Here is a 20,057-nt window from a genome sequence, read left to right as displayed (position 1 = left end):
TCCCGGCTCTGCTGTCGCCGGAAGCCTCAACCTGCAGGAATTCGCTCATGAACATCGGTGAAGCAGCAGCGGCGTCTGGCGTCTCGGCCAAGATGATCCGTTATTACGAGACGATCGGACTCATCTCGAACGTTGTCCGGACCGATGCCGGTTACCGGGTCTATTCCGACGACGACGTCCACATGCTTCGTTTCGTCCGTCGAGCTCGCGATCTTGGCTTTTCGGTGGAGCAGATGACCGCTCTGCTGGCGCTCTGGAGCGACCGCTCGCGGGCGAGCGCCGATGTCAAGCGGATTGCCATGGAACATGTCGCGGAGCTCGAGCGGAAAATGCGCGAACTCCGCGACATGAGTAAAACTCTGCGTCATCTGGCCGAACACTGCCAAGGCGATGATCGCCCGCATTGCCCGATCATCGAAAGCCTTTCCAGCGGTCACGAGGCCGGGCCAGCCAGGGCACCGAAAAAGCGCCGGAGCCCCGTGGTGGCGGCGACAGCGCCAAGCGTTGGTGGACTTTCTCATCGTACCGCGCGCTGACGCGCTACTCTGTGACGTAGGAGACGACAGATGCATCGACGCGGTTTTCTGGCGGCAGGTCTTGCGACGGTTTTTGTTAGCCGGCGTGCGATCGCTCAAATGAAGATGGACGGCATGGATGACATGCCCGGCATGGATGACATGCCCGGCATGGATATGGGTGGCAACGACATGGCGGCACCGAAGAACGCGCTCATGCTGCCTGAGGGAGAGCCGCTTCGTCAATTGCCTCTCCTCGTCAACGAAGCCAATACGCCCGGCCTGTTCAGGGCGAAACTCACCGCCGAGCCCGCTACGGCTCGCTTCGCCGCGGGGCTCGACACGCCGATTCTTGGCTACAACGGCATGAGTCCCGGTCCGCTGATCGAGGCGGTCGAGGGCGACCGCGTCGAGATCACCTTCGCAAACCGCATTCCGGGCGAGGCGAGCACCCTCCACTGGCACGGCATGCCGGTGCCGGCGGACCAGGACGGCAATCCGATGGATCCGGTCGCAACGGCGGGCGATCGCACCTACAGCTTCGAACTGCCCGAGGGAAGCGCAGCAGCGTACTGGTACCATCCGCATCCGCACGGCAAGACGGCCGAGCAAGTTTATCGCGGCCTTGCCGGCGTGTTCCTGGTCAAGCCGAAGGTCGATCCAATTCCGGCGGAGTATGGCGATACCGTACTGGTGTTCACCGACCTTCGCCTTGCTGCCGACGGCACGATGCCGGACAATACGATGGTCGATCTGATGAACGGGCGCGTCGGCGATCACGTACTCGTCAATGGCCAGAAGAATCCTGCGCTAACGGTCCCCTTTGGCACGAAGCGGCGCTTCCGGCTCTACAACGCCACCAATGCGCGCTTCCTTCGACTGTCGTTTGAAGCGTCAATGATGGTTGTCGGAACGGACGGCGGTCTGTTGGAAGCACCGATCGAAGCCGACGAAATCCTTCTCAGCCCGGCGGAACGCCTTGAGCTGATTGTTACCTTCGACAAGCCCGGCCCAGCCACGCTGTACACGCTTGACTACGATCGCGGCTGGATGGGCGCAGGCCGCCCTGCGGATGCAGGCCTGACACTGCTTACGGTCAATGTTTCGGAGACACCTGCAGAGCCGCTCCCGCCGCTGCCGGACAGGCTGCGGCCGATTGCGCAACTTAACGCCCCTGTCGTCAGCCGGCGCTTCGTCTTCACCGAAACCATGACGATGACCGCGACAAACATGGAGATGGGGTTCCTGATCAACGGCGCCGCCTTTGACATGGGCCGCATCGATGTCGTGTCTAAAGCAGGACAGGTCGAACTCTGGGAAATTGTCAACAAGGCGGACATGGACCATCCGTTCCATGTGCATGGGACGCAGTTTCAGGTGATCGAGCACGAACGCGATGGCCAGGTCTCGAAACCGGCCTACCTGGCCTGGAAGGACACGGTCAACGTGGCGCGCGGCGAGACGGTGCGGCTCCTGCTACGACAGGACCGGCCGGGGCTGCGAATGTTTCATTGCCACATCCTGGAACACGAGCAGCTTGGCATGATGGGCATCGTCGACGTGCAGGCGTAGCCGGTCGCTCGACGTGGCAGCGTTGGCCATCTATGGCGGTCTGTTCGTCAGCGCATTCCTCGCCGCAACCGTCTTGCCAGTCTCATCGGAGGTGGTGCTCGCGGGCTTAGTCGCCGCGGGCCGTGGCGATCCGGCGCTGCTCTTTACGGTTGCCACGATCGGCAACACGCTCGGCTCGGTGATGAACTGGATAATGGGGCGGGGCATCGACACGCTCCAGACCAAGCGATGGTTTCCAATCACTCGTGAACAGTATGAGCATGCGAGCCGGACGTTTCGCCGCTTTGGCGCGTGGACGCTCCTGTTCGCCTGGCTGCCGGTCGTCGGAGATGCTTTCACGGTAGCGGCCGGCGCAGCGCGCGTGCATTTTGGTTTGTTCGTGGTGCTCGTCGCACTTGGGAAGGCTGCACGATATGCGGTGATCATCGCGGGAGGATTATGGGCGATCGCCTGAGCTGCCGGCTTTATCGCCGACCGCAACCGGCACCTTCTGCTCCCGCGAGGCCGTGTTCGACCGATTGAAGAACATGCTTCGCATTACACCATCGCGAAGCAGCACGAAATGCACCAGCGCGCCCAGGACGTGAGCACCAATGAACCCAAGCAAGATCCAGACGAGCTTTGCATGGACGAACGCGAAAGCCCTTGCCGACAGCGCGCCGACAGATGGTGGCAACGGCACGGGCAAGTTTCCGAAAAGCCGTGCGGGAGGCATGAAGGGCATTGGCTGGTAGCCCAGCCATCCCGTTATCAAGACGGCAAGAATCATTGCGTAGAGAAACACGTGGAAGAAAGAAGTCGCAAACCGCACGGTTCGTTTGGGCTGCCTCACGGGGGGGTGGGTGAAGATGCGCCAGCAAAGCCTAAGGACAATGATGGCAAGGATCGTCACGCCGATCGACATGTGGAGCGGAAGCCAGTTCATCGTCGCCATCCCCGGCCCGTTCATCGGTCCGAAGGCAATGGCGATTTGCGCCGCGAGCGCGATCACGGTCAGCCAATGCAGCAGCCGAATGCCGAAATGCCAGTGCAGGCGAGGATTCTCTCTCACCTTTGAGGCCCGCCGGTTGTCAAATGCGCGTGAGAGGGCGTGATGTTTTTCGTCATCTCAAAGCTCGTCGAGTTTTTCCTGATCCCTTCCAATCTGATCGCGCTGCTCGGCATGGTCGGCATTCCTGCCGCGCTCCTCGGCAGATTCCGCCTGGGACGGGCATGCATCATAGCGTCGGTTCTGTTGTTGGCCATCTGCGGTTGGAGCCCTCTGGGACCGGCTGCGTTGATGTTGCTCGAGAACCGCTTCCCCCAGCCGGTCATCGATATGCCGGTGGCTGGTATCATCCTGCTTGGCGGGGCCGTCGACCCGCATATCAGCAGCTATCGCGGCACTTTGGCGATGAATGAGGCGGGAGAACGGCTGACCGCGACTGTCGATCTCAGCAGGCGTTATCCAGATGCACGAATTTTTCTCTCCGGAGGGTTGGGCCAGAGTCATGGTGCCAGCACACTGACGGAATCAAAGGTCGCCCGCGATATTCTCGTGTCGCTGGGCGTGTCGCCCGAGCGCATCGAGATGGAGGAACGATCTCGAAATACCTGCGAGAACGGCACGGAGAGCGCCGCCTCGATCCAACCGAAGCCAGGCGAGCTTTGGCTCCTGGTCACGTCGGCGAGCCACATGCCGAGGGCGATCGGATGTTTTCGCGCTGCCGGTTTTGATGTGACCCCTTACCCTGTCGACTATCGTACGCGCGGCGCGGCAGATCTCAAACGCCCGACTGATTCAATCACGGTCGGTCTTGCAGCGACCGATCTCGCCGCGCATGAATGGTTCGGCTTATTGACTTACCGGATTGCAGGGCTGACGGCTGAGTTGTTTCCTTCCGTGCATTAGGTATCATTCGCGAGGCGAAGTTATCGCTCCGGTCGTGAGGGGAGACGATTTCCGAAGCCACCTCCCGCCAAGGATTGCTGTCGAACGACAAATCGCTCAGCCAGACGCCATATTTTTCCCGCCTCGGCGGCTACTGCGACCTGTGTAGTTATGTTGACATCAATACTCCAGTATTGCTAAGAGCCGGCCGGCACATCAGCCTGTAGCCTGGAGCATCCGATGAGATCCGCCCTTTCAATTTTCGCGAGCGCCATGGCGCTATGCTACGCCTTTCTCGCTGCACCGGCGCTGGCCCAGGACACAAACGACGGTATCATCGTCTACAATGCCCAGCACGAGAGCCTGGCCAACGAATGGGTAAAGGGCTTCACCAGGGACACAGGAATCAAGGTCACACTGCGCAACGGCGAAGACCCTGAATTCGCCAACCAGATCGTCACCGAAGGCGCCGCCACGCCGGCCGATGTATTCCTGACAGAAAATTCGCCCGCCATGGCACTTGTCGACGCGGCGGGCCTGTTCGCGCCGGTCGATGGAGACACGCTGGCGCAGGTGTCCAAAGAATTCCGTCCTGCTAATGGGCATTGGGTCGGTATTGCCGCGCGCAGTACCGTCTTTGCTTACGACAAGACCAAGCTGACTGCCGACAAGCTTCCAAAGTCGCTGCTGGATCTGGCTGACCCGGGCTGGAAGGGCCGTTGGGCTGCTTCTCCGTCGGGTGCCGATTTTCAGTCGATCATTGGGGCCCTGCTTGAGATAAAGGGCGAAGCCGATACGGCGGAATGGCTGAACGCGACAAAGGCCAATGTCACCGCCTACCGAAGCAATAGTGCCGCCATGAAGGCGGTCAATGCTGGTGAAATCGAAGGTGCGGTGATCTTCCACTACTACTATTATGGAGATCAGGCCCAGACTGGAGAAAACAGCAAGAACGTGGGGCTCCTCTATTTCAAGGATCAGGATCCGGGCGCATTTGTCAGCATTTCTGGAGGGGGCGTGCTTGCTTCGAGCAAGCATGCCAAGGAGGCGCAGGCCTTCCTGAAGTGGATCACCGGCAAGGATGGCCAGGACGTCCTTAAGACCGGAACGTCGTTCGAATATGCCGTCAGCGTCGGTGCCGACAGCAATCCAGCGCTGGTTCCGCTGAAGGATCTTCAGGCGCCGAAAGTCGATCCGTCGAATTTGAACAGCAAGAAGGTCACCGACCTTATGACCGCTGCCGGGTTGCTCTGAGCGGCTTACCATTGGCGACGATAGCCGCATTTTTCCCACCCGATACCTAGGCTCACTGCCATATCCGGCAGTGAGCCTTTTGTTTAGGCGGAAGAGAAACAAACCCACTCTTCGGGCGGCCGAAACGTTCGCATCAAATGATCGCTGCGGCAGAAGCCGACCAACAGCTTAGCCAACACATTCTTGTGACCTGCCCGATGGGCCTTGCTCCCCTAGCGGCCAGGGGATGTAGGGTGATGAGGCCGTCGCGCGTGTTCCTTTCACTTCAAGGGCCACGGCGATATGGAGCGGCCGCCGGCACGTGGCCGCTCCAACTTTTGTGCGCTGTGGTTCGCCGACACCTCGATCACTCGACAACTTTTCCAAGCCAGCATCCCTCAACCATGAGTTCCAGCTCTTAAACGCTATCTTGTTTCGGTCCGCGTAGCCGAGGTGCGCGGGTTCGAATAATATCGACTCTCAACTGAGCGTCCGCGAAATCGCGTGGATGGGCTTCATGCCATGGCCGAATTTGGCGATAGCCTCGCGATTGTGCTTGAGTTCGCCGTACGCCAAATATCGCACCTTCAGATCCGCAATTCGGCTGAATGCCGGCCTGTTGAGCTGATTGCGGACATCTTGCTCCCGCGCGTCGGGCGCTACAAGGAATAGCCCCTCCAGCCCTTGCACTTCCTCGCCAAGGGCAAGATCCAACATGCGGACTATTCCGGAATAGATCGATGTGGTGTGCTCTACCTCGTAGGCAGCGACGATCCGCCTCGTCGCCTTATCGAGCCACAGCACGTCGATGAGCCGAACTGCGTCCGCGGCCGAAACGCCTTCGGGAAATGGAAGGACTTCAAGACAGAAGTCGCTGAGCTTCCCACCGCCAAAAGCACGGTTGCGGTCGTTGGAAGCCACCCAAACATCGTAGCCCATAGCGAAACCGAGATCGCGCAACCAACCTTGGATCTCTGTGTGTGTGTGATCGTTCTCGCGCGCCGCATTGATCAGACGGTCGGCTATCGCCTCCTCCCGAACGCGCGCCAGGTCGTCGCGCCAGGCGGCCATCGCCACAGGACTGTCCTCGAGCGGCGGCGCGGCGTACCGGCCACTGCCAATATCGAACAGCAGGCCGCCAATCGCTCCAAGATCGTTCGAAAGCGAAGCGCGGTTTTTGGCGTTCAGGACAAGGATTCCCTTCCTCATTGCCAGATATTGCTCCCATCGGCCGAGCTTCACTTTGGCCCCGGTGAGCGCATTGTAGCCGTTGACGATCGCGGTATTGAAGGGCGGCGCCAACGTCGGATGCAGGAAATAAAGAAGATTTGCGACGGCAGGGCCTAGCCCCTTGATCGCCCGTGCGTCGATTTCCTGTATCGCCGCGAGCATCACCGACTCCTCGTTGCAGCACACGCAGGTGTCGAGCATTCGTCCGAATGCGCGCTGGTTGTCGGCATTCTCGTAGATGTCCGGGATTCGTAGCTTGGGTTTCCAAAGAAAGGCGTGATCGGCCCCCTTGAAAATCTGTCTTTGCTCGGCGATCGAATGGACGACCACTTCCAACGAGGACCCTCTGTAGGCGTTTCCGAACGCGCCCGCACCGATCTCGCTCACGACCTGCTGAATGCCACGGCGTATCGAGCGAAAGTTCTTGATGCGCTCTTCCCACAAGAACCATGATCGATAGGTCCCGTTGGGATCACTGCGCCAACGGTTCAACAACGCCGCCATCGCTTCTGACAAGCCGACCTCCCTAAGCTGCGCTCGCTTGCGAACTGCAACCGCCAAGGTGCATTTTGGCGTGTTACCGTGACCCGCGGCAAGGGCGCTTGCCACAAAATCACAGAACGGGTTCCAGGGTTCAGTGCATGCCTTGCATCATAGGAGCTGGATCCAAAGAATAGCACCGTCGAAGGCCCCCCGGCCACCGCCGTCGCCAAGGGTGATCTTCGGCGAGGGAAGGCCAAGGCGGCAACGCCAGGCGTCGCCGCGAACATGCGATGCTCCGTCGCACGAATGCATGGACACGTTGAGCGCCTGGGATTATCCCTAGACTAAGTGACGCCTTACGATTCGGCGAAGCTGTCTGGCCTTAACCAGACCTTAACAATGTGATGCAAACTGGAACTATGCGCATTCCTCGCTCAGCTTGGCCGGCCCGTCGCCTAATTGCTGCAGCCATCACTTTGGTGATGCTGTTGTTGGCATTTGCTGCGCATCCGCCGGCGCTTGAGGCTGTCGATCTTCCACTCGCGCAGCTCACTCACGTTCACGATCAGGGATCCAAGGATGCGGGCGCTTTGTCGCATCAGGTTCTGCATCACGATCATCATTTCGAGATGATCAGTCAGCAGGCAATTGACATTGCAGGGATGAAGGACCGCCCAACCTTTGTTGCCCATCAGGACGACGTGCGCATAGTCCAGATAACTTTCGATCGCCCTCCGCGATCCGCTTGGTGCTGATGCACTGAGTGTGTTTTTGCCGGCGCCGATGGCGCCTGTTCTTCTTCCGCTCAGTGCCCACCCGCCGCCCGCAATGCGGGCGGCATTTGAAGCTATAGCGGAATTTCACAATGTTCATCGCAGCGGCGCGCGCGCGCAAATTGATTCTACGCAACCTCGAAGCCATTGGATACGAACCGGACGAGGCCGCGTGGCGCTCGATCCGAATGGGCGTGAAACGGGACCTGCAAGCTCACAGACTGCGTCCCAACGTACCGATACCATCGCGGCGGAACCCGGTCAGGTATCTGAAAGCGATGTTTCGCGAGACTGGGTCGATCTACGATACCCTTGTTTCCTTTCTTCATGACGGAACATGGACCTCTAGCGGCGGGTCGTTTCGTCTTGCTGAACAGCTTGGCTTCGATCTGGTCCACGAAGCGAATCGCCGTCTGCAGGCGGACGGAACCTTACGATATCTGGAAGTCGGCGGCGGCTGGGCAGGATTGAAAAGCCCTGCGTCAGGGAGCTCTCGCGATATTGCAGGCCTTGCCAAACATTTTGAACGCGATCTTGGTCAGAGCGTCTTTCTCCACTTCACGAATCTGACGCAGTGGCACGCCGACCTGCCAAAGGGGATCTTTGAACACCCTTATGTCACAGCTGCGGGCCTGCCGGTCCTTGACACACAAGGAATTCCGCCTGGGACGGTCGGCATCCTCTATTCGCAAGCAGCGGCCTATTTCGAAACAGATGTAAAATCGTTTCTGGCCGCAGCCGCAGCCCTGCTGTGTCCTGGCGGACTGCTCATATTCAACCTTCGTCCGGAATATGTCGGATTGGTTTCAGACTGTGCCGGCACCGGCGGTCTGACGATGCGCAAATCTTGCGATCTTGGTGGCATGAACGGGGTCGTTGTTGCGTTCGAAAAGCAGCCTTCACTCAAGAAAGGTCGCGCGGCCGTCGTCGACATGACCGGCATGAAGTCGCTCCGCGCAAAACAGTATCCGGCTGAGAAGGGGCGCCCATATGCGAGCAACCAACGTTAGACGATCCGTCACGGCACCGAGACGGATCCTTGTCAAGGCGGCCTTGACGGTCGAAATCCCGCAGCGGCTGCGGCACAGCCAGCCTAGCATGGCACCGCTTTTGGAGGGGGTTCGATGAACAGGCGGATGTTCTTGATCGGCGCCGGCCTGACTGCTTTCGCGCCTGCTTACGCAGTAGCGCAAAGTCAGACCTCGGAGCCACTTGATGCACGCGTCGCCGAGTTGGAGCGCGAAATGGCAACTCTGCGTGCCGAAGGCAAACCAATTTCCACCGGCTGGGTTGCCGGCAAGCTGGAAGCCGGTCTGACCGACCGTGACCGGCGGGTCGCGGCATTCAAAATCGTTCAGAATCTCCCTTATAGGCTAACGGCGTGGACTGGTGATCCCGACAGCCTTTTCGCGAACGGTCGCGGCGATTGCCGTCACAAGTCGGCCGCCCTACTTCGACTGATGCGAGCCCGAAAGTTCGATGCCCGGCCCATCCAATTGCCATTCGACTGGGCTGACCTGCCGATACCCAAAGCAGTGCTTGCACCCCTGGCCGAAACCCGCGGCTTTCATGATACCGTGGAGGTCCGGATCAATGGCAAGATGACGCTGGTCGACCCGACCTGGGATCCTGTGCTTGCCAAAGCAGGATTTCCCTTTCTCGCAAACTGGGACGGCATTGAACCAACGCCAGCGATTACTCCCCGCGCCAACGGAGTCATACGGCAAGGGGATTTTAAGGCGGGGACCGATCTTTACGCACATTTCGGAATCAGGTGGCCGGAACGCGCTCGCACATTGGCCTTCAACCGCGCTTTCAACGCCTGGACCGATGAATTGCGCGCGCGCGAAAATCCCGTCAGAGGATAACGTCATGGATGACTCGTCTTCACAGACCAACCCGTTATCCACCAATTACCGCGTCCGGATCTACATGGTTATGGCGCTGTTTTCCGCCTTCTTTGCCGCGATAGGGGTACGCCTGGTGATCCTTGGAAACATGGAACGGCCAGATAAAGCGTACGCAGCGGTACCGCCGTCTGTTGCGCGGCCGGACATAGTCGATCGCAACAACGTCACTCTTGCCATGGATGTCGCAAGCCGTTCCGTCTATGCCGAGCCTCGCCGGATTATCGATGTCGACGAAGCAGCCGAAGGCCTGACGAGCGTCTTTCCCGACCTAGACATGATCGATATTCATAAGCGCCTAGCCAGCAACAGCGGCTTTACCTGGATCAAGCGTGGCATAACGCCTGCTGAAAAGGATCGCCTGTGGGCACTTGGAATTCCAGGTGTCGGCATTCGGGATGAAACCCGGCGTCTTTATCCCAATGGGCCTGCTGCTGCACATGTCCTGGGGTCGGTCAACATAGACAATGCCGGAATCGCCGGCATCGAACGCTGGATCGACGAACAGGGACTCCAAGACCTTAGATCCGCTGGCTTGAACCTCAATCGACGAAATCTCGAACCGATTGTTCTCAGTCTGGATCTGAGGGTTCAGTATGCATTGAGCGATGAATTGAGGAAAGCCGTCACCCGTTTCGAAGCTATCGCGGGGGCAGGGCTGGTAATGGATGTAACGAATGGGGAGGTGCTCGCGCTTGTTTCGCTGCCGGATTTCGACCCCAACATTCCCGCCGACGCATTGAAGCCGGACCGCATCAATCGTGTCAGCGTCGGCACATATGAAATGGGCTCCACCTTCAAAGCCATGACCACCGCCATGGCTCTGGACTCGGGAGTGTTCAACATCCACTCCGTCCTCGACGCCAGCCAGCCTTTGCGCTTCGGCCGGTTTTCAATCAACGACTACCGTGGCCAAGGGCGCCCCTTGTTTGTTCCCGAAGCATTTATCTACTCTTCGAACATCGCCATGGCGCGAATGGCGATGGGGGTGGGCGTCGAAAAACACAAGGCCTTTTTGAGGCGGCTGGGCCAGTTCGACCGTCTCGTAACCGAACTGCCGGAGAACGCACAGCCTCTCATTCCCCCGAATTGGAGTGAGATCAGTACTGCCACCATCGCCTTTGGCCACGGCATGGCAGTCACACCGCTTCAGGCGAGCATGGCTATCAGCGCAATTGTCAACGGTGGGCGCCTGATCCGGCCGACCTTCATAGAAGGTACCCCGGTCGAGAAACGCATTTTGGCGACAGATGTGGTCACGCCGCAAACAGGCGAAGCGGTGCGGTTTCTGATGCGCCTGAATGCCGAGGTTGGCTCCGCCAAAAAAGCCGATGTCGCCGGGTATTTTATTGGGGGCAAGACAGGCACTTCGGAGAAAGTGGTAAATGGCGCCTACTCGGGAGACCGGGTGCTGACGGCCTTCATGGGCATAGTCCCTGCCGACAAACCTCGCTATCTTTTCCTTACAATTCTCGATGAGCCAAAAGGGTTACCGGAAACCAGCGGGTTCAGAACCTCGGGCTGGAACGCGGTTCCGGTGACCGGGACCATCATGGCGCGGGTTCTACCCTTTCTGCCGATCGCACCGCAAAAAGAGCGGCCGGCCAATCCGTTTCCGACGATGGTAAGGATTGCGGCCTGGGGTTCCGAGCGTTTTCAGCCATTACCCCCGGAGCCGACCCTTCCGGCGCTTCAAACGGTTGCCGCCCCGAGCAAGGCCGCGGCAGAATGAGGAAATCCTGCGAGCCATATCCATCGCTGCCATTGGTGCGATATCCACGACGGACCTCAAGCATTTATACGCCGCTCAGCCACATATTCAGCTGTTTCTTGCGCAACCTTGTCGCATCTGCGGACGTTTTGCTCGTCGGGATCGAGCTATCCGCGCCTGTCAATGATACCAAAATAAGGAGATGGAAATGACGTTTGGCTCATTTTTTAAGGGAGCTTTGGTCGCGGTCGTTTCTTTCGCAATGCTTGGGACGGTGGCCGCCCTATGGGCCAATCCGTTTTTTATCCGAATGACGCCGACAAGCGGATTTGAGGTCGCGTTCCTCACCCTCCAGGCGCTTTTGCTTGGGGTCTATGTGGCGATCCCGGTTCCCGCGTGCGCGGTCAAGCTCGCGAGCGTCGGCGGGATTGCCAACTACATCGGCATCGCTTGCCCGATCTGTAACAAGATACTGCTCTTCATGTTCGGCGCAAACGCGCTGCTGACCTATCTGGAGCCCGTGCGAATTTATCTGGCGGCGGGCGGGGCCCTCGTGACGATGGTCGCCGTCCTCATCCGCTGGCGAAACTTCCGGGCCGTATCGTCTCTCCAGTCGTCTCTGCCTTTCCGCGATCAGCCTCCGGCAACCATTTAGGTTGGAGACGCGACAGGTTTCTCTTGGGTATCGCGAGCGAATATCAGTTGTGTCGATAGAGCCGGCGTCGCGTTGCCTGTGACCATCTGGTAAGTATAAAGTTGTTTAAAATTTTAGATAAGATGGACAGAACGACTTTCCGAAACAGTATCTACCTTCCTTTCCAGTAATTTGAGACAAGATTGGTAGCGTCCACGATTAAAGGTGGGCGTTATGAAAAAACAAAACACTGCTCGGGGAACAACCAGGCTCAAAGTGCTGTTGCTGGCAATCGGCGTTGCCGGTTTGGCGCAGCCTTCCCTTGCCAACAACGGTTTCGGCACAGCCGCCCCTGCCGGGGCACTCCTGGAAAAAGTCCAGGCGCCGTCTTATCTCGGCGGCGTTTCGCTGGAAAGGCCACGGCCATCGCAGCCTGCCGCAGCCTACCGGATCGGTGTGGTTCTCGGCGGCTACGGCCCAGCCATCGCAGATCGAGAGATTGACCCTTCGATGGCGCAAGGCGATATCGGCATAGATCCCGTGCAGACGGCGGCGATCATCCCGGGTGTGTTCGGATCGGTCGCCTTGTCCATGCGCAACTTTCCCGCTTCGGCACGCTGGGCGCCTGTCTACCAGGCGATCGTCGGCTGTTCGGCGGGCAGCGCCTGCGAGCGCAAGAGCGCCGCTTTTGCCGCTATCATCGACGTGGTTCGAGGCAAGGAATTCAGCGACAAGCTATCCTACATCAACAGCAGCGTAAATCGCCTGATCGCTTACAAGAAAGACAGCACAGTCTACGGGAAATTCGACTATTGGGCGAAGCCTTCGGAAATCCTCGATCGGCGAGCCGGCGACTGCGAGGATTTCGCCATACTCAAGATGACGGCGCTGCTGAGGGCGGGCATTCCGGCGCAGAGCATGTCACTCGTTGTTCTCCAGGACCGCAAGAGAAATTTCTTTCATGCGGTGCTGTCGGTAAGCACGAGCAGTGGCACGTTCATTCTGGACAACCTCAGCAACATTGTTCTGCGGGACAGCGATCTCCCGACCTATCAGCCGCTCTATTCAGTCAGCACAAACCGGGCCTGGATCCACGGTGCAAAATCTGGTGCAGCGCAGGTGGCCGACATCAAAGGCGGCTTCGCATCGGTCGCTCCTGGCGAAGGTCTGCAGTAACCCATTCGGTCATGTATGCAGATTGGCCGCTTCCTGAAGTCTTCGATTTCCTCAGGCTGCTATCCGTTCGATGCTCCCTGAAGGAAAGAGGAAACGCTTGTCGTCGCATTCACCGGACTACGCCTTCGGCGCTGGACGATCGTCTCAAGGCGCTTGGGCCATTCCGCTGGCGAGCTGGATCGGATGAGGTATGATCTAGACCAACTTGGTTTCCAGGATCATGCCTGCCGGACAACGCGGCGCCCGTATCGGGCTAGCACCACTCGTAACAGCAGCATTCTCAGGTCGCACTCGGTCGGCCTTCATAGCGCGAGGATGAAGGAGAACCCATGATGCCGCGCCTTGCCATCATTCTGATGTTCACGGTGCTCTTCGGAGTCGTTGGGATTCTGATTAGTGTACCTTCATCGCCCGGGATACTCTTCCGGTCGTTGGCCCTGGGAGCCCCACCTCGTTCGAGTACAAGGATGGCGACGCGTCGACCACGGTCGAGCTTCAAGTCGACACGTTTGGGCGGTTCATAGTGGTTCTTGCTACGGATGCACAGAGGAGTCCAGAAACTCCGACTCTCGTCTTCCGCATGCTCGATCATGACATGCCGCCACTGAAGCCGGCGGTTCAGCTCATCTCAAACCATCAACTCCAGGCAAACGGAATCTTTCCAATGCGAGGGCGGTGGCAGGTCTTTCTGCAACAGGGAGAGAAACAGCAATCCTTTCGGTTCATGTTGCGGGAATAATCGGCAGCGACGTCAAGTGGAATCCAAAGGTGACTAGCTGACGAGTTTGCACCATGCCGTCAGAAGGGAACTCTGCTGTCGCCGCCGGTTGGGTGGACCTCAGTGCCTGCCGGTGAATAATCTGACGGCAGCGCGTCCGGGAGATAGGCAGCGCTGCCGGGGGCGGTGAGGCGACCTCTTCCTTCTCGCCAAACGCGCGTCAACAAGCGCTGCTGTTTTGATCAGCCCGGCATCATGGCCTTCATGGCCTTTTCCATATGGGCCTTGCAGTCTTTCATGTCCTTGGTCTGCATCGATGCCTTGGCCTTCTCCATGTCAGCCATTGCCATCTGTTTCTGAGCTTTCTGGCTTTCGCTGGTCATCGAATCAATCTGGGATTGCATTTTCGTCATATTGTCTTCCGTGCAATCTGCGTTCATGCTCTGGGCCTGAGCAGCGCCGGCTACTGCCAAGAAAACCGCGGCCACGAAAAATAACTTGGTGATCATCTCAATGCCTCCTGAGTTGAAAATTGCGCGACGTTGACCAACAAAAATTCGTGTACAAAATAGGCCTTTTTGTGAAGAGTGTTTGGAGTTTTGCCGGGTACTGGTTTTTGCCTATTCAACAAGCTGAGCCACTTCGTGTTTCGTCCTCAAGCCGGGGTCCGGCCGCGAACTACAACTTGAAACGGCCGATCTGAAGAGATCGCTCGGCGTCGGCAACGCAGGAAATTACCGAAAGCCGTAGAAAAAGCACCCCTATTGGACAGCGGCAGCGGCATGTAGAAATGCCCAAGTCCTGGGAATGCAAATCATGTGACGGCCGAGTCGCCAAGGCACTAGAATGATGACGCCATGCCTCCTGGCAAACCCTTTCCACCGCACTACGTCTCCGTAGCGAGGACGAGGCTGACATGGCAGGGAGAAGCAACAAAAGGTCTTCCGAACGGTGCCGTGGCTGACGGCATTGGTCAACGCATCCCTTTCCTTGTGGCTGCTGCCAACCGGTGCCGTCGCGCAAAGCTCCCACATCGCCTACGTCACAAGCGAGGGCGCCGGATTGGTCTCGGGCGTTGATACTAGCTCGAACCAGACCGTCTGGCACGCGGAGGTGCCTGATCGTCCTCACAATCTCGAGGTGACCGTAAATGGCCTGCTGGCCGTCGCTACGCAAGGCGTCAATGATGTCTGCTGCGCAACCGGCGCGACCTGCCATGGCCGAGCGTGACTGGGCTCGGGCGAATTGCCCTTGCATCGGGTGCACATGGGCTGACCGTGCATCCACGCCCCGACGAGAGGCATACGCGACATTCCGACCTGCCCGAGATCAGGGCGCTCATCGACGACGAGTTTCCCAAGGCTGAATTCAACATCGAGGGTTAAAAGCAACCAGCCGGAACAGGTGACGCTGGTGCCGGACGATCCGGCTCAGGCGACGTCCGACCATGGTTGGAACTTCGTCGCCGAGGCCGCGTTCCTGATGCCGATCGTCAAGCGGCTGAAGAAGGGTGGCTTTCTGGTGTCGCTGTTTTCCGATCCGGACCCCGAGGGCGTTTCGGCCGCGCGCGACACCGGCGCCGATCGCATCGAGCTCTATACAGGGCCTTATGGAAGCTGCCATTCCGATCCCGCCAGAGCGGCCATGGAACTGGAAAGACTGGGAAAAATCGCCGATGCCGCCCGCCGGGCTACGGTCAATGCCGGGCATGATCTGGTGGTGAGCAATCTGCCGGCGCTGGCAGAGCGCATTCCGGCACTGGCGGAAGCCTCGGTCGAGCACGGGTTGACAGCCGATGCGCTGGAGTATGGCCTGGCCGGCACCGTTACGCGGTTCTGAAGGCCTGCGGGTGGTGAAGTTGCTAACCCTTGGCGCCGCAGGATAATTCAAGTTTCGTCGCAAATATCTTGCTCATATCAGTCCCTGTGGGATCGTTGAAAAACGCATCCGTGAGGGTTTTCTGGTTCTGTGAAATGGCTTCATCGGCATTGGGCCGGATGACGGTGCGCGTGCACGCGGCGGGCAATTGATCGACTACAAGGTTGTCATCCGTTAGAAAATCGATGGCGGTATAGAAGGTCGGATCGTAGACCCCAAAATCAATTCTTCCGGCAAGCATAAGCGGTTTGTTTGGCTTTGATTCAAATGAGACGGTCAACTGGTCATTCTCAAATGTTGTCGTGAGCGAAGGTGGGGAGTTCATCAAAACGTCTTTTCCATTAACGGTCACAATCTGGAAATAGTTGTAGTCGGCGAGCGACGCGTAAACTGTTTCGGAAACAAGTTTCATTTCTGATGGATCAAGCTGGAGGTCAAGATTCTTATCGAACTCCATCATTACTGTGCTTGAAAATATCTCGTCGAAGCGCCAAAAGTGCTGCAGCGACGTGACGGATGACTGATCGGCGGAGAGTGTGATACGGAGCTGTGCTTCGGCAAAGACATGCGGATGTGCGTTAGCTTGGCCAGGCAACGAAAAGGCTACCATTTGCGCCACTGACGCAACTGAAAATATTGATTTGCCGTTCATGGGCACTTCTCCAGGGCATCACAAGCGGATGGCTCTGACCTGCCACTGAGAATTTCCTCCATCTGAGATTAGAGTCCGGCCCTTGATCGAAGGACGGACTGATGAAGAGAAAGCGGTTCACGGAAGAGCAGATCATTGCGGTTCTGCGCGAGCACGAGGCGGGAGCGAAGGCGGGCGATTTGGCTCGCAAGCACGGGGTCTCGGAGGCGACGCTGTATAATTGGAAGGCGAAGTATGGAGGGATGGACGTGTCCGACGCCAAGCGGCTGAAGGCGCTGGAAGACGAGAACGCCAAGCTGAAGAAGCTGCTCGCCGATCAGATGCTGGAAGCCTCGGCGCTGCGTGAGCTTCTGTCAAAAAAATGGTAGGGCCCGCCGTTAAGCGCGAAGCCGTCGCGCATCTGCAGGCCGTCATGGGCTTGTCGCAGCGTCGGGCCTGTTCCTTCGTCGGCGCCGATCGCAAGATGATCCGCTACCAGTCCCGGCGTCCGCCCGAGACGGAGCTGCGTGGCAGGTTGCGCGACCTCGCCAACGAGCGCCGACGCTTTGGCTACAGGCGGCTGTTCATCCTGCTCAGGCGCGAGGGCGAGGCATCTGGGGTCAACCGCATCTATCGTCTCTACCGCGAGGAAGGCCTGACGGTGCGCAAGCGCCGGGCAAGGCGGCGAGCGGTCGGCACGCGGACGCCGATCCTGGTCGAGGCAAAGCCGAACGCGCGCTGGTCGCTGGATTTCGTGCATGACCAGTTCGCCTGCGGCCGGAGGTTCCGCGTGCTCAACATCGTCGACGACGTGACGCGCGAATGCCTGGCCGCGATCCCGGACACCTCGATCTCCGGCCGTCGGGTTGCCCGTGAACTGACGGAACTGATCACCCACCGCGGCAAGCCGGGCATGATCGTCTCCGACCACGGCACCGAGTTTACCTCGAACGCCATCCTCGCCTGGTCGAAGGATTGCAGGATCGAATGGCACTACATCGCGCCGGGCAAGCCGATGCAAAACGGTTACGTCGAGAGTTTCAACGGCCGGATGCGCGACGAGCTGTTGAACGAGAGCCTGTTCTTCGGTCTCGACCACGCCCGAAGCGCCATCGCCGAATGGAGGGAGGACTTCAACACCGCCAGGCCACATTCCTCGCTCGGCTACCAGACCCCGGCAGCCTATGCCGAGGTCATCACCGCAACCGGCTCCGACGCTGTGCTGATGGAAGGCTCCGCGCCTCCGCCGGTTGCTCAACCCGCGCCACAAGGCGTAACAAAAACGGTCGAGGCTCTAATCGCAGCTGGATGACAGTTCAGTGGCAGGTCAGCTCGACTCAAACTGGAACTATGTCAGCGATGGCCCATCAAGACTGTGCAATAATTTAGCAAATTGTTGCACAGTCGTCGACTTTTGTGCTCGCGACCTTCAACTGGTCGCTGTCTTCCTGCTTGAGCAGGTCATCAATGCGTTCGCGCTCGCGCTTGAAGGCAACGAGATCGTCGCCCTTTAGTACCTTGCCGACCGGCAGGCGAACGCGCATCGGGTCGACCTTGGTGCCGTTGACGGCGATTTCGAAATGCAAATGATTGCCCGTCGAGAGGCCAGTCGATCCCACATAGCCGATGACCTGGCCCTGTCGTATTCTGACGCCCGGCTCCATCCCGTCCGCGATCCTGCTCTGGTGATTGTAGGTTGTCCGATAGCCGTTGGCGTGCTGGATGACCGTCTGCTTGCCGTAGCCGCCGGCCCAGCCGGCCTTCTCGACGACGCCGTTGCCGGCGGCAATGATGGGCGTGCCAGAAGGCGCGGCCCAATCCACGCCGGTGTGCATCTTGAAATAACCGAGAACAGGATGCACCCGCCCACCAAAGCCAGATGTAAAACGACCGTTTGGAACCGGCTTGCGCAGCAGGAACTGCCGGGCGCTGCTGCCGTTCTCGTCGAAATAGTCGGTGCTGCCGTCCGGCATCTGGAAGCGGTAGAAATTGCGGGTCTGTCCGCCGAAGGTCGACGACACATAAAGCAGCTCGGATTCGTCGGACGCCTGGTCGTCACCGTCCGGCTGCGAGAACAGCACTTCGAGACGGTCCGACGGGCTGAGCCGCGACTGGAAGTCGACATCGGACGCCAGAAGCTTGACCAGCCGCTGGGTCAACTTCTTCGACATGCCGTAGGAATAGGCGGTGCGATAGATGCCGTCGTAGACGTTCGGCAAATTGGCGCGTTCCACCACCGGCGGCGAATCGTCGAACGCCCTCAGCAATTCGGGATTGGGCTCCGGCTCCTGCGCCGGCACATACTGGCCATGATCATCGAGCGCGATGGTCACGATGTGCTGGGTTTTGTCGTAGACGCTGGTACGCACGACCTTGGCGGCGTCGCCATGGACTTCCAGCCCGACGCGCAGCACGGTTCCTGCCTTGAGCGCCGGGGCGTTCAGCAATTTGGAGATCGCCTCGGCCATGCCGGTGGCGTCCTCGCCCGTATAGCCCGAATCCGCGAGGGCTTCGATTATGTCGCGATCCTTGGTGAAGGGAATGATTTCCTCGGCGAAGGCTGGCGTCTGGTCGTGGGCAACGGCGCGCGGCGACACCGAGACGTTTTCCGGCACGATCTTGACGTAGGAGCCGGCCATGCTCTGTGCCAGCGAATCGCCGAATCGCTGCGGGTCGACATAACGCAGCGACGCCACCTGGACGGCGCCGTCACTCAGACCTGTGCCGGCCCCACGCACCACTTTTTCCACCTCGTCGGCGGACAGGTCGCTTTTTTCATCGAAGGACGCCGTCTCGACCGGGAAGTCGACCGTCTTCAGGCTCATCTCGCTTTCGACCTTGGCGCCATAGATCTGGCCGGCGGTTGCAGCGGCAGCGGCGGCCGGCTGGCCCGAATTGTCATCGCCGTCGTCGCCAAACACCTGTATCGGGTCGAAAGGCGGGTAGGGGCGGTTGGTCGTGTGTCCTGCAGCTAGCGCCATCTTGATCTGCACGAAAGGCATTGTGTGGATGACATCGCGGTCGCCGACCTTGGTCACCATCGACACTTCCATGCGTCGGCGGTCCTTGGCCTTGGCGATCTGGCGCGGCGCCACCAGCCTAGTGGTCTTGGCGACCTCGCCGGAATCGTCGCTGTTGGAGGGATGACCCAGTTCGGCGATCTCTGGCGGCGTCGCCAGTTGCTGGCGACCGTCAAGGGCGGCGAACAGCGCCACGCCCATCAGGACGCTCGAGGTCACGCCGGTAAGGAAGGTGCCCGACAGCCAGCGCGCCGAAACTTCGCGCCGGTCTGGTGCGCGACTGCGGCCGTCCGCAACCAGCGGGGGCTCATTGCCGAGCGCAGCTATCACCTCTGCCGTGTCGTGCATTCAGAAAGGCTGCTTCTTCCCCGGGCGGAACGGCTTGTCGCCATTTTGAGCCGAAACAGTTGCCCGTCACGGCTGATAAAGTCAACGAAGCGGCTGGCCAAAGACAGGGTTTCGCACCACTCGACCGCATCGTGCTGATTGGCTTCGGATGGCATTGTGGCGGCAGTTGGGTCCAAATGTGGCTATCTAGCTCTAATAGCCGGGATTCGAGCCGCTGTGTTTGTCTTCGCGCTTCACCAACATGCCTGGCCAGGCAGCCAGAAGTGGTTCGGCCTTCGGTACCATGGCGCGCGCGTGATTTTGCGACGTCATAGCCTCGACTGAGATTGCTTCCGTATTGCCGGGTCCGAGACCTCAA

17 protein-coding genes and 1 pseudogene are annotated in these 20,057 nt (G+C 59.1%); 12 read left to right on the top strand and 6 right to left on the bottom strand.

Annotated features, from left to right (window positions below; all coding sequences use genetic code 11):
- Window positions 1–47 precede the first annotated feature (47 nt).
- Genes cueR through OOJ09_RS27330 form a run of 3 tightly spaced genes read left to right on the top strand, consistent with a single transcriptional unit; the run spans window position 48 to window position 2,541 of the window.
- Window positions 48–536 carry a Cu(I)-responsive transcriptional regulator gene (gene cueR, locus OOJ09_RS27340; RefSeq protein ID WP_269908177.1) on the top strand — a complete coding sequence of 163 codons (489 nt, stop codon included), beginning with the start codon at window positions 48–50 and terminating at the stop codon, window positions 534–536.
- Between the two features lie 30 nt (window positions 537–566).
- On the top strand, window positions 567–2,087 hold the full coding sequence (locus OOJ09_RS27335) for a multicopper oxidase family protein (RefSeq protein ID WP_269908176.1): 1,521 nt from the start codon (window positions 567–569) through the stop codon (window positions 2,085–2,087).
- Between the two features lie 22 nt (window positions 2,088–2,109).
- Entirely contained in the window at window positions 2,110–2,541 is a 432-nt protein-coding gene (locus OOJ09_RS27330) for a YqaA family protein (RefSeq protein ID WP_420107553.1), read from the top strand.
- Here the strand turns inward: OOJ09_RS27330 and OOJ09_RS27325 are convergent.
- Window positions 2,524–3,138, bottom strand: a complete 615-nt coding sequence (locus OOJ09_RS27325; RefSeq protein ID WP_269908174.1) for a cytochrome b — start codon at window positions 3,136–3,138, stop codon at window positions 2,524–2,526. The two genes, OOJ09_RS27330 and OOJ09_RS27325, sit on opposite strands and share 18 nt — an antisense overlap.
- Window positions 3,139–3,180: 42 nt before the next feature.
- Here OOJ09_RS27325 and OOJ09_RS27320 point away from each other — a divergent pair, with 42 nt between their 5' ends.
- Together OOJ09_RS27320 and OOJ09_RS27315 are read left to right on the top strand one after the other, a co-directional pair.
- A complete protein-coding gene (locus OOJ09_RS27320; protein WP_269908173.1) occupies window positions 3,181–3,978 on the top strand; it encodes a YdcF family protein in 798 nt (265 codons plus the stop codon).
- Window positions 3,979–4,197: 219 nt separating this feature from the next.
- Window positions 4,198–5,211, top strand: a complete 1,014-nt coding sequence (locus OOJ09_RS27315) for an iron ABC transporter substrate-binding protein (protein WP_269908172.1) — start codon at window positions 4,198–4,200, stop codon at window positions 5,209–5,211.
- A 459-nt stretch (window positions 5,212–5,670) separates the two neighbouring features.
- Here OOJ09_RS27315 and OOJ09_RS27310 read toward each other — a convergent pair whose 3' ends face one another.
- On the bottom strand, window positions 5,671–6,924 hold the full coding sequence (locus OOJ09_RS27310; RefSeq protein WP_269908226.1) for a type II restriction endonuclease: 1,254 nt from the start codon (window positions 6,922–6,924) through the stop codon (window positions 5,671–5,673).
- A 434-nt stretch (window positions 6,925–7,358) separates the two neighbouring features.
- Window positions 7,359–7,595 (bottom strand): hypothetical protein, encoded by a 237-nt coding sequence (locus OOJ09_RS27305; protein WP_269908171.1) that lies wholly within the window; start codon window positions 7,593–7,595, stop codon window positions 7,359–7,361.
- 173 nt (window positions 7,596–7,768) lie between these two features.
- On the opposite strand from OOJ09_RS27305, the gene OOJ09_RS27300 reads away from it, so the two are divergent.
- The 5 genes from OOJ09_RS27300 (at window position 7,769) to OOJ09_RS27280 (ending at window position 13,104) form a co-directional block, all read left to right on the top strand.
- A complete protein-coding gene (locus OOJ09_RS27300) occupies window positions 7,769–8,686 on the top strand; it encodes a hypothetical protein (RefSeq protein ID WP_269908170.1) in 918 nt (305 codons plus the stop codon).
- Between the two features lie 114 nt (window positions 8,687–8,800).
- Window positions 8,801–9,544, top strand: a complete 744-nt coding sequence (locus OOJ09_RS27295; protein WP_269908169.1) for a transglutaminase domain-containing protein — start codon at window positions 8,801–8,803, stop codon at window positions 9,542–9,544.
- A gap of 4 nt (window positions 9,545–9,548) precedes the next feature.
- Entirely contained in the window at window positions 9,549–11,315 is a 1,767-nt protein-coding gene (locus OOJ09_RS27290; RefSeq protein WP_269908168.1) for a peptidoglycan D,D-transpeptidase FtsI family protein, read from the top strand.
- Window positions 11,316–11,502: 187 nt separating this feature from the next.
- The gene (locus OOJ09_RS27285) at window positions 11,503–11,949 is read left to right on the top strand and encodes a hypothetical protein (protein WP_269908167.1); all 447 of its coding nucleotides are present in this window, start codon (window positions 11,503–11,505) and stop codon (window positions 11,947–11,949) included.
- Between the two features lie 213 nt (window positions 11,950–12,162).
- The gene (locus OOJ09_RS27280) at window positions 12,163–13,104 is read left to right on the top strand and encodes a transglutaminase-like cysteine peptidase (protein ID WP_269908166.1); all 942 of its coding nucleotides are present in this window, start codon (window positions 12,163–12,165) and stop codon (window positions 13,102–13,104) included.
- A gap of 960 nt (window positions 13,105–14,064) precedes the next feature.
- Here the strand turns inward: OOJ09_RS27280 and OOJ09_RS27275 are convergent.
- Complete coding sequence (locus OOJ09_RS27275) at window positions 14,065–14,331, bottom strand: hypothetical protein (protein ID WP_269908165.1); 267 nt, start codon at window positions 14,329–14,331, stop codon at window positions 14,065–14,067.
- 681 nt (window positions 14,332–15,012) lie between these two features.
- Here OOJ09_RS27275 and OOJ09_RS27270 point away from each other — a divergent pair.
- A pseudogene (locus OOJ09_RS27270) lies at window positions 15,013–15,678 on the top strand (pyridoxine 5'-phosphate synthase).
- A gap of 5 nt (window positions 15,679–15,683) precedes the next feature.
- On the opposite strand, the gene OOJ09_RS27265 reads toward OOJ09_RS27270, so the two are convergent.
- On the bottom strand, window positions 15,684–16,352 hold the full coding sequence (locus tag OOJ09_RS27265; RefSeq protein ID WP_420107552.1) for a DUF1007 family protein: 669 nt from the start codon (window positions 16,350–16,352) through the stop codon (window positions 15,684–15,686).
- 101 nt (window positions 16,353–16,453) lie between these two features.
- Here OOJ09_RS27265 and OOJ09_RS27260 point away from each other — a divergent pair.
- Window positions 16,454–17,643, top strand: a protein-coding gene (locus OOJ09_RS27260) for an IS3 family transposase (protein WP_269908164.1) whose coding sequence is annotated in 2 segments (ribosomal slippage) — window positions 16,454–16,706 and window positions 16,706–17,643 — 1,191 coding nt in all. Because the reading frame shifts where the segments join, the coding sequence is not laid out codon by codon here.
- Between the two features lie 73 nt (window positions 17,644–17,716).
- On the opposite strand, the gene OOJ09_RS27255 is transcribed toward OOJ09_RS27260, so the two are convergent.
- Window positions 17,717–19,699: a M23 family metallopeptidase gene (locus OOJ09_RS27255; protein ID WP_269908163.1), complete on the bottom strand. Its 1,983-nt coding sequence runs from the start codon at window positions 19,697–19,699 to the stop codon at window positions 17,717–17,719.
- Window positions 19,700–20,057: the final 358 nt, after the last annotated feature.

It is taken from the genome of Mesorhizobium qingshengii, from assembly GCF_027563465.1.
Lineage (GTDB): Bacteria > Pseudomonadota > Alphaproteobacteria > Rhizobiales > Rhizobiaceae > Mesorhizobium > Mesorhizobium qingshengii_A.
The sequence above is the reverse complement of the archived record's forward strand: the minus strand, read 5'-3'. Positions and strand labels throughout refer to the sequence as shown.

Bases quoted from the DNA above. Each gene is read 5' to 3' on its own strand.
- OOJ09_RS27285 (WP_269908167.1), top strand. From the start codon at position 11,503: ATGACGTTTGGCTCATTTTTTAAGGGAGCTTTGGTCGCGGTCGTTTCT.
- OOJ09_RS27315 (WP_269908172.1), top strand. From the start codon at position 4,198: ATGAGATCCGCCCTTTCAATTTTCGCGAGCGCCATGGCGCTATGCTAC.
- OOJ09_RS27275 (WP_269908165.1), bottom strand. From the start codon at position 14,331: ATGATCACCAAGTTATTTTTCGTGGCCGCGGTTTTCTTGGCAGTAGCC.
- OOJ09_RS27305 (WP_269908171.1), bottom strand. From the start codon at position 7,595: ATGGGCAACAAAGGTTGGGCGGTCCTTCATCCCTGCAATGTCAATTGC.
- OOJ09_RS27310 (WP_269908226.1), bottom strand. From the start codon at position 6,924: ATGGCGGCGTTGTTGAACCGTTGGCGCAGTGATCCCAACGGGACCTAT.
- OOJ09_RS27335 (WP_269908176.1), top strand. From the start codon at position 567: ATGCATCGACGCGGTTTTCTGGCGGCAGGTCTTGCGACGGTTTTTGTT.
- OOJ09_RS27280 (WP_269908166.1), top strand. From the start codon at position 12,163: ATGAAAAAACAAAACACTGCTCGGGGAACAACCAGGCTCAAAGTGCTG.
- OOJ09_RS27300 (WP_269908170.1), top strand. From the start codon at position 7,769: ATGTTCATCGCAGCGGCGCGCGCGCGCAAATTGATTCTACGCAACCTC.
- OOJ09_RS27320 (WP_269908173.1), top strand. From the start codon at position 3,181: ATGTTTTTCGTCATCTCAAAGCTCGTCGAGTTTTTCCTGATCCCTTCC.
- cueR (WP_269908177.1), top strand. From the start codon at position 48: ATGAACATCGGTGAAGCAGCAGCGGCGTCTGGCGTCTCGGCCAAGATG.
- OOJ09_RS27255 (WP_269908163.1), bottom strand. From the start codon at position 19,699: ATGCACGACACGGCAGAGGTGATAGCTGCGCTCGGCAATGAGCCCCCG.
- OOJ09_RS27290 (WP_269908168.1), top strand. From the start codon at position 9,549: ATGGATGACTCGTCTTCACAGACCAACCCGTTATCCACCAATTACCGC.
- OOJ09_RS27265 (WP_420107552.1), bottom strand. From the start codon at position 16,352: ATGAACGGCAAATCAATATTTTCAGTTGCGTCAGTGGCGCAAATGGTA.
- OOJ09_RS27295 (WP_269908169.1), top strand. From the start codon at position 8,801: ATGAACAGGCGGATGTTCTTGATCGGCGCCGGCCTGACTGCTTTCGCG.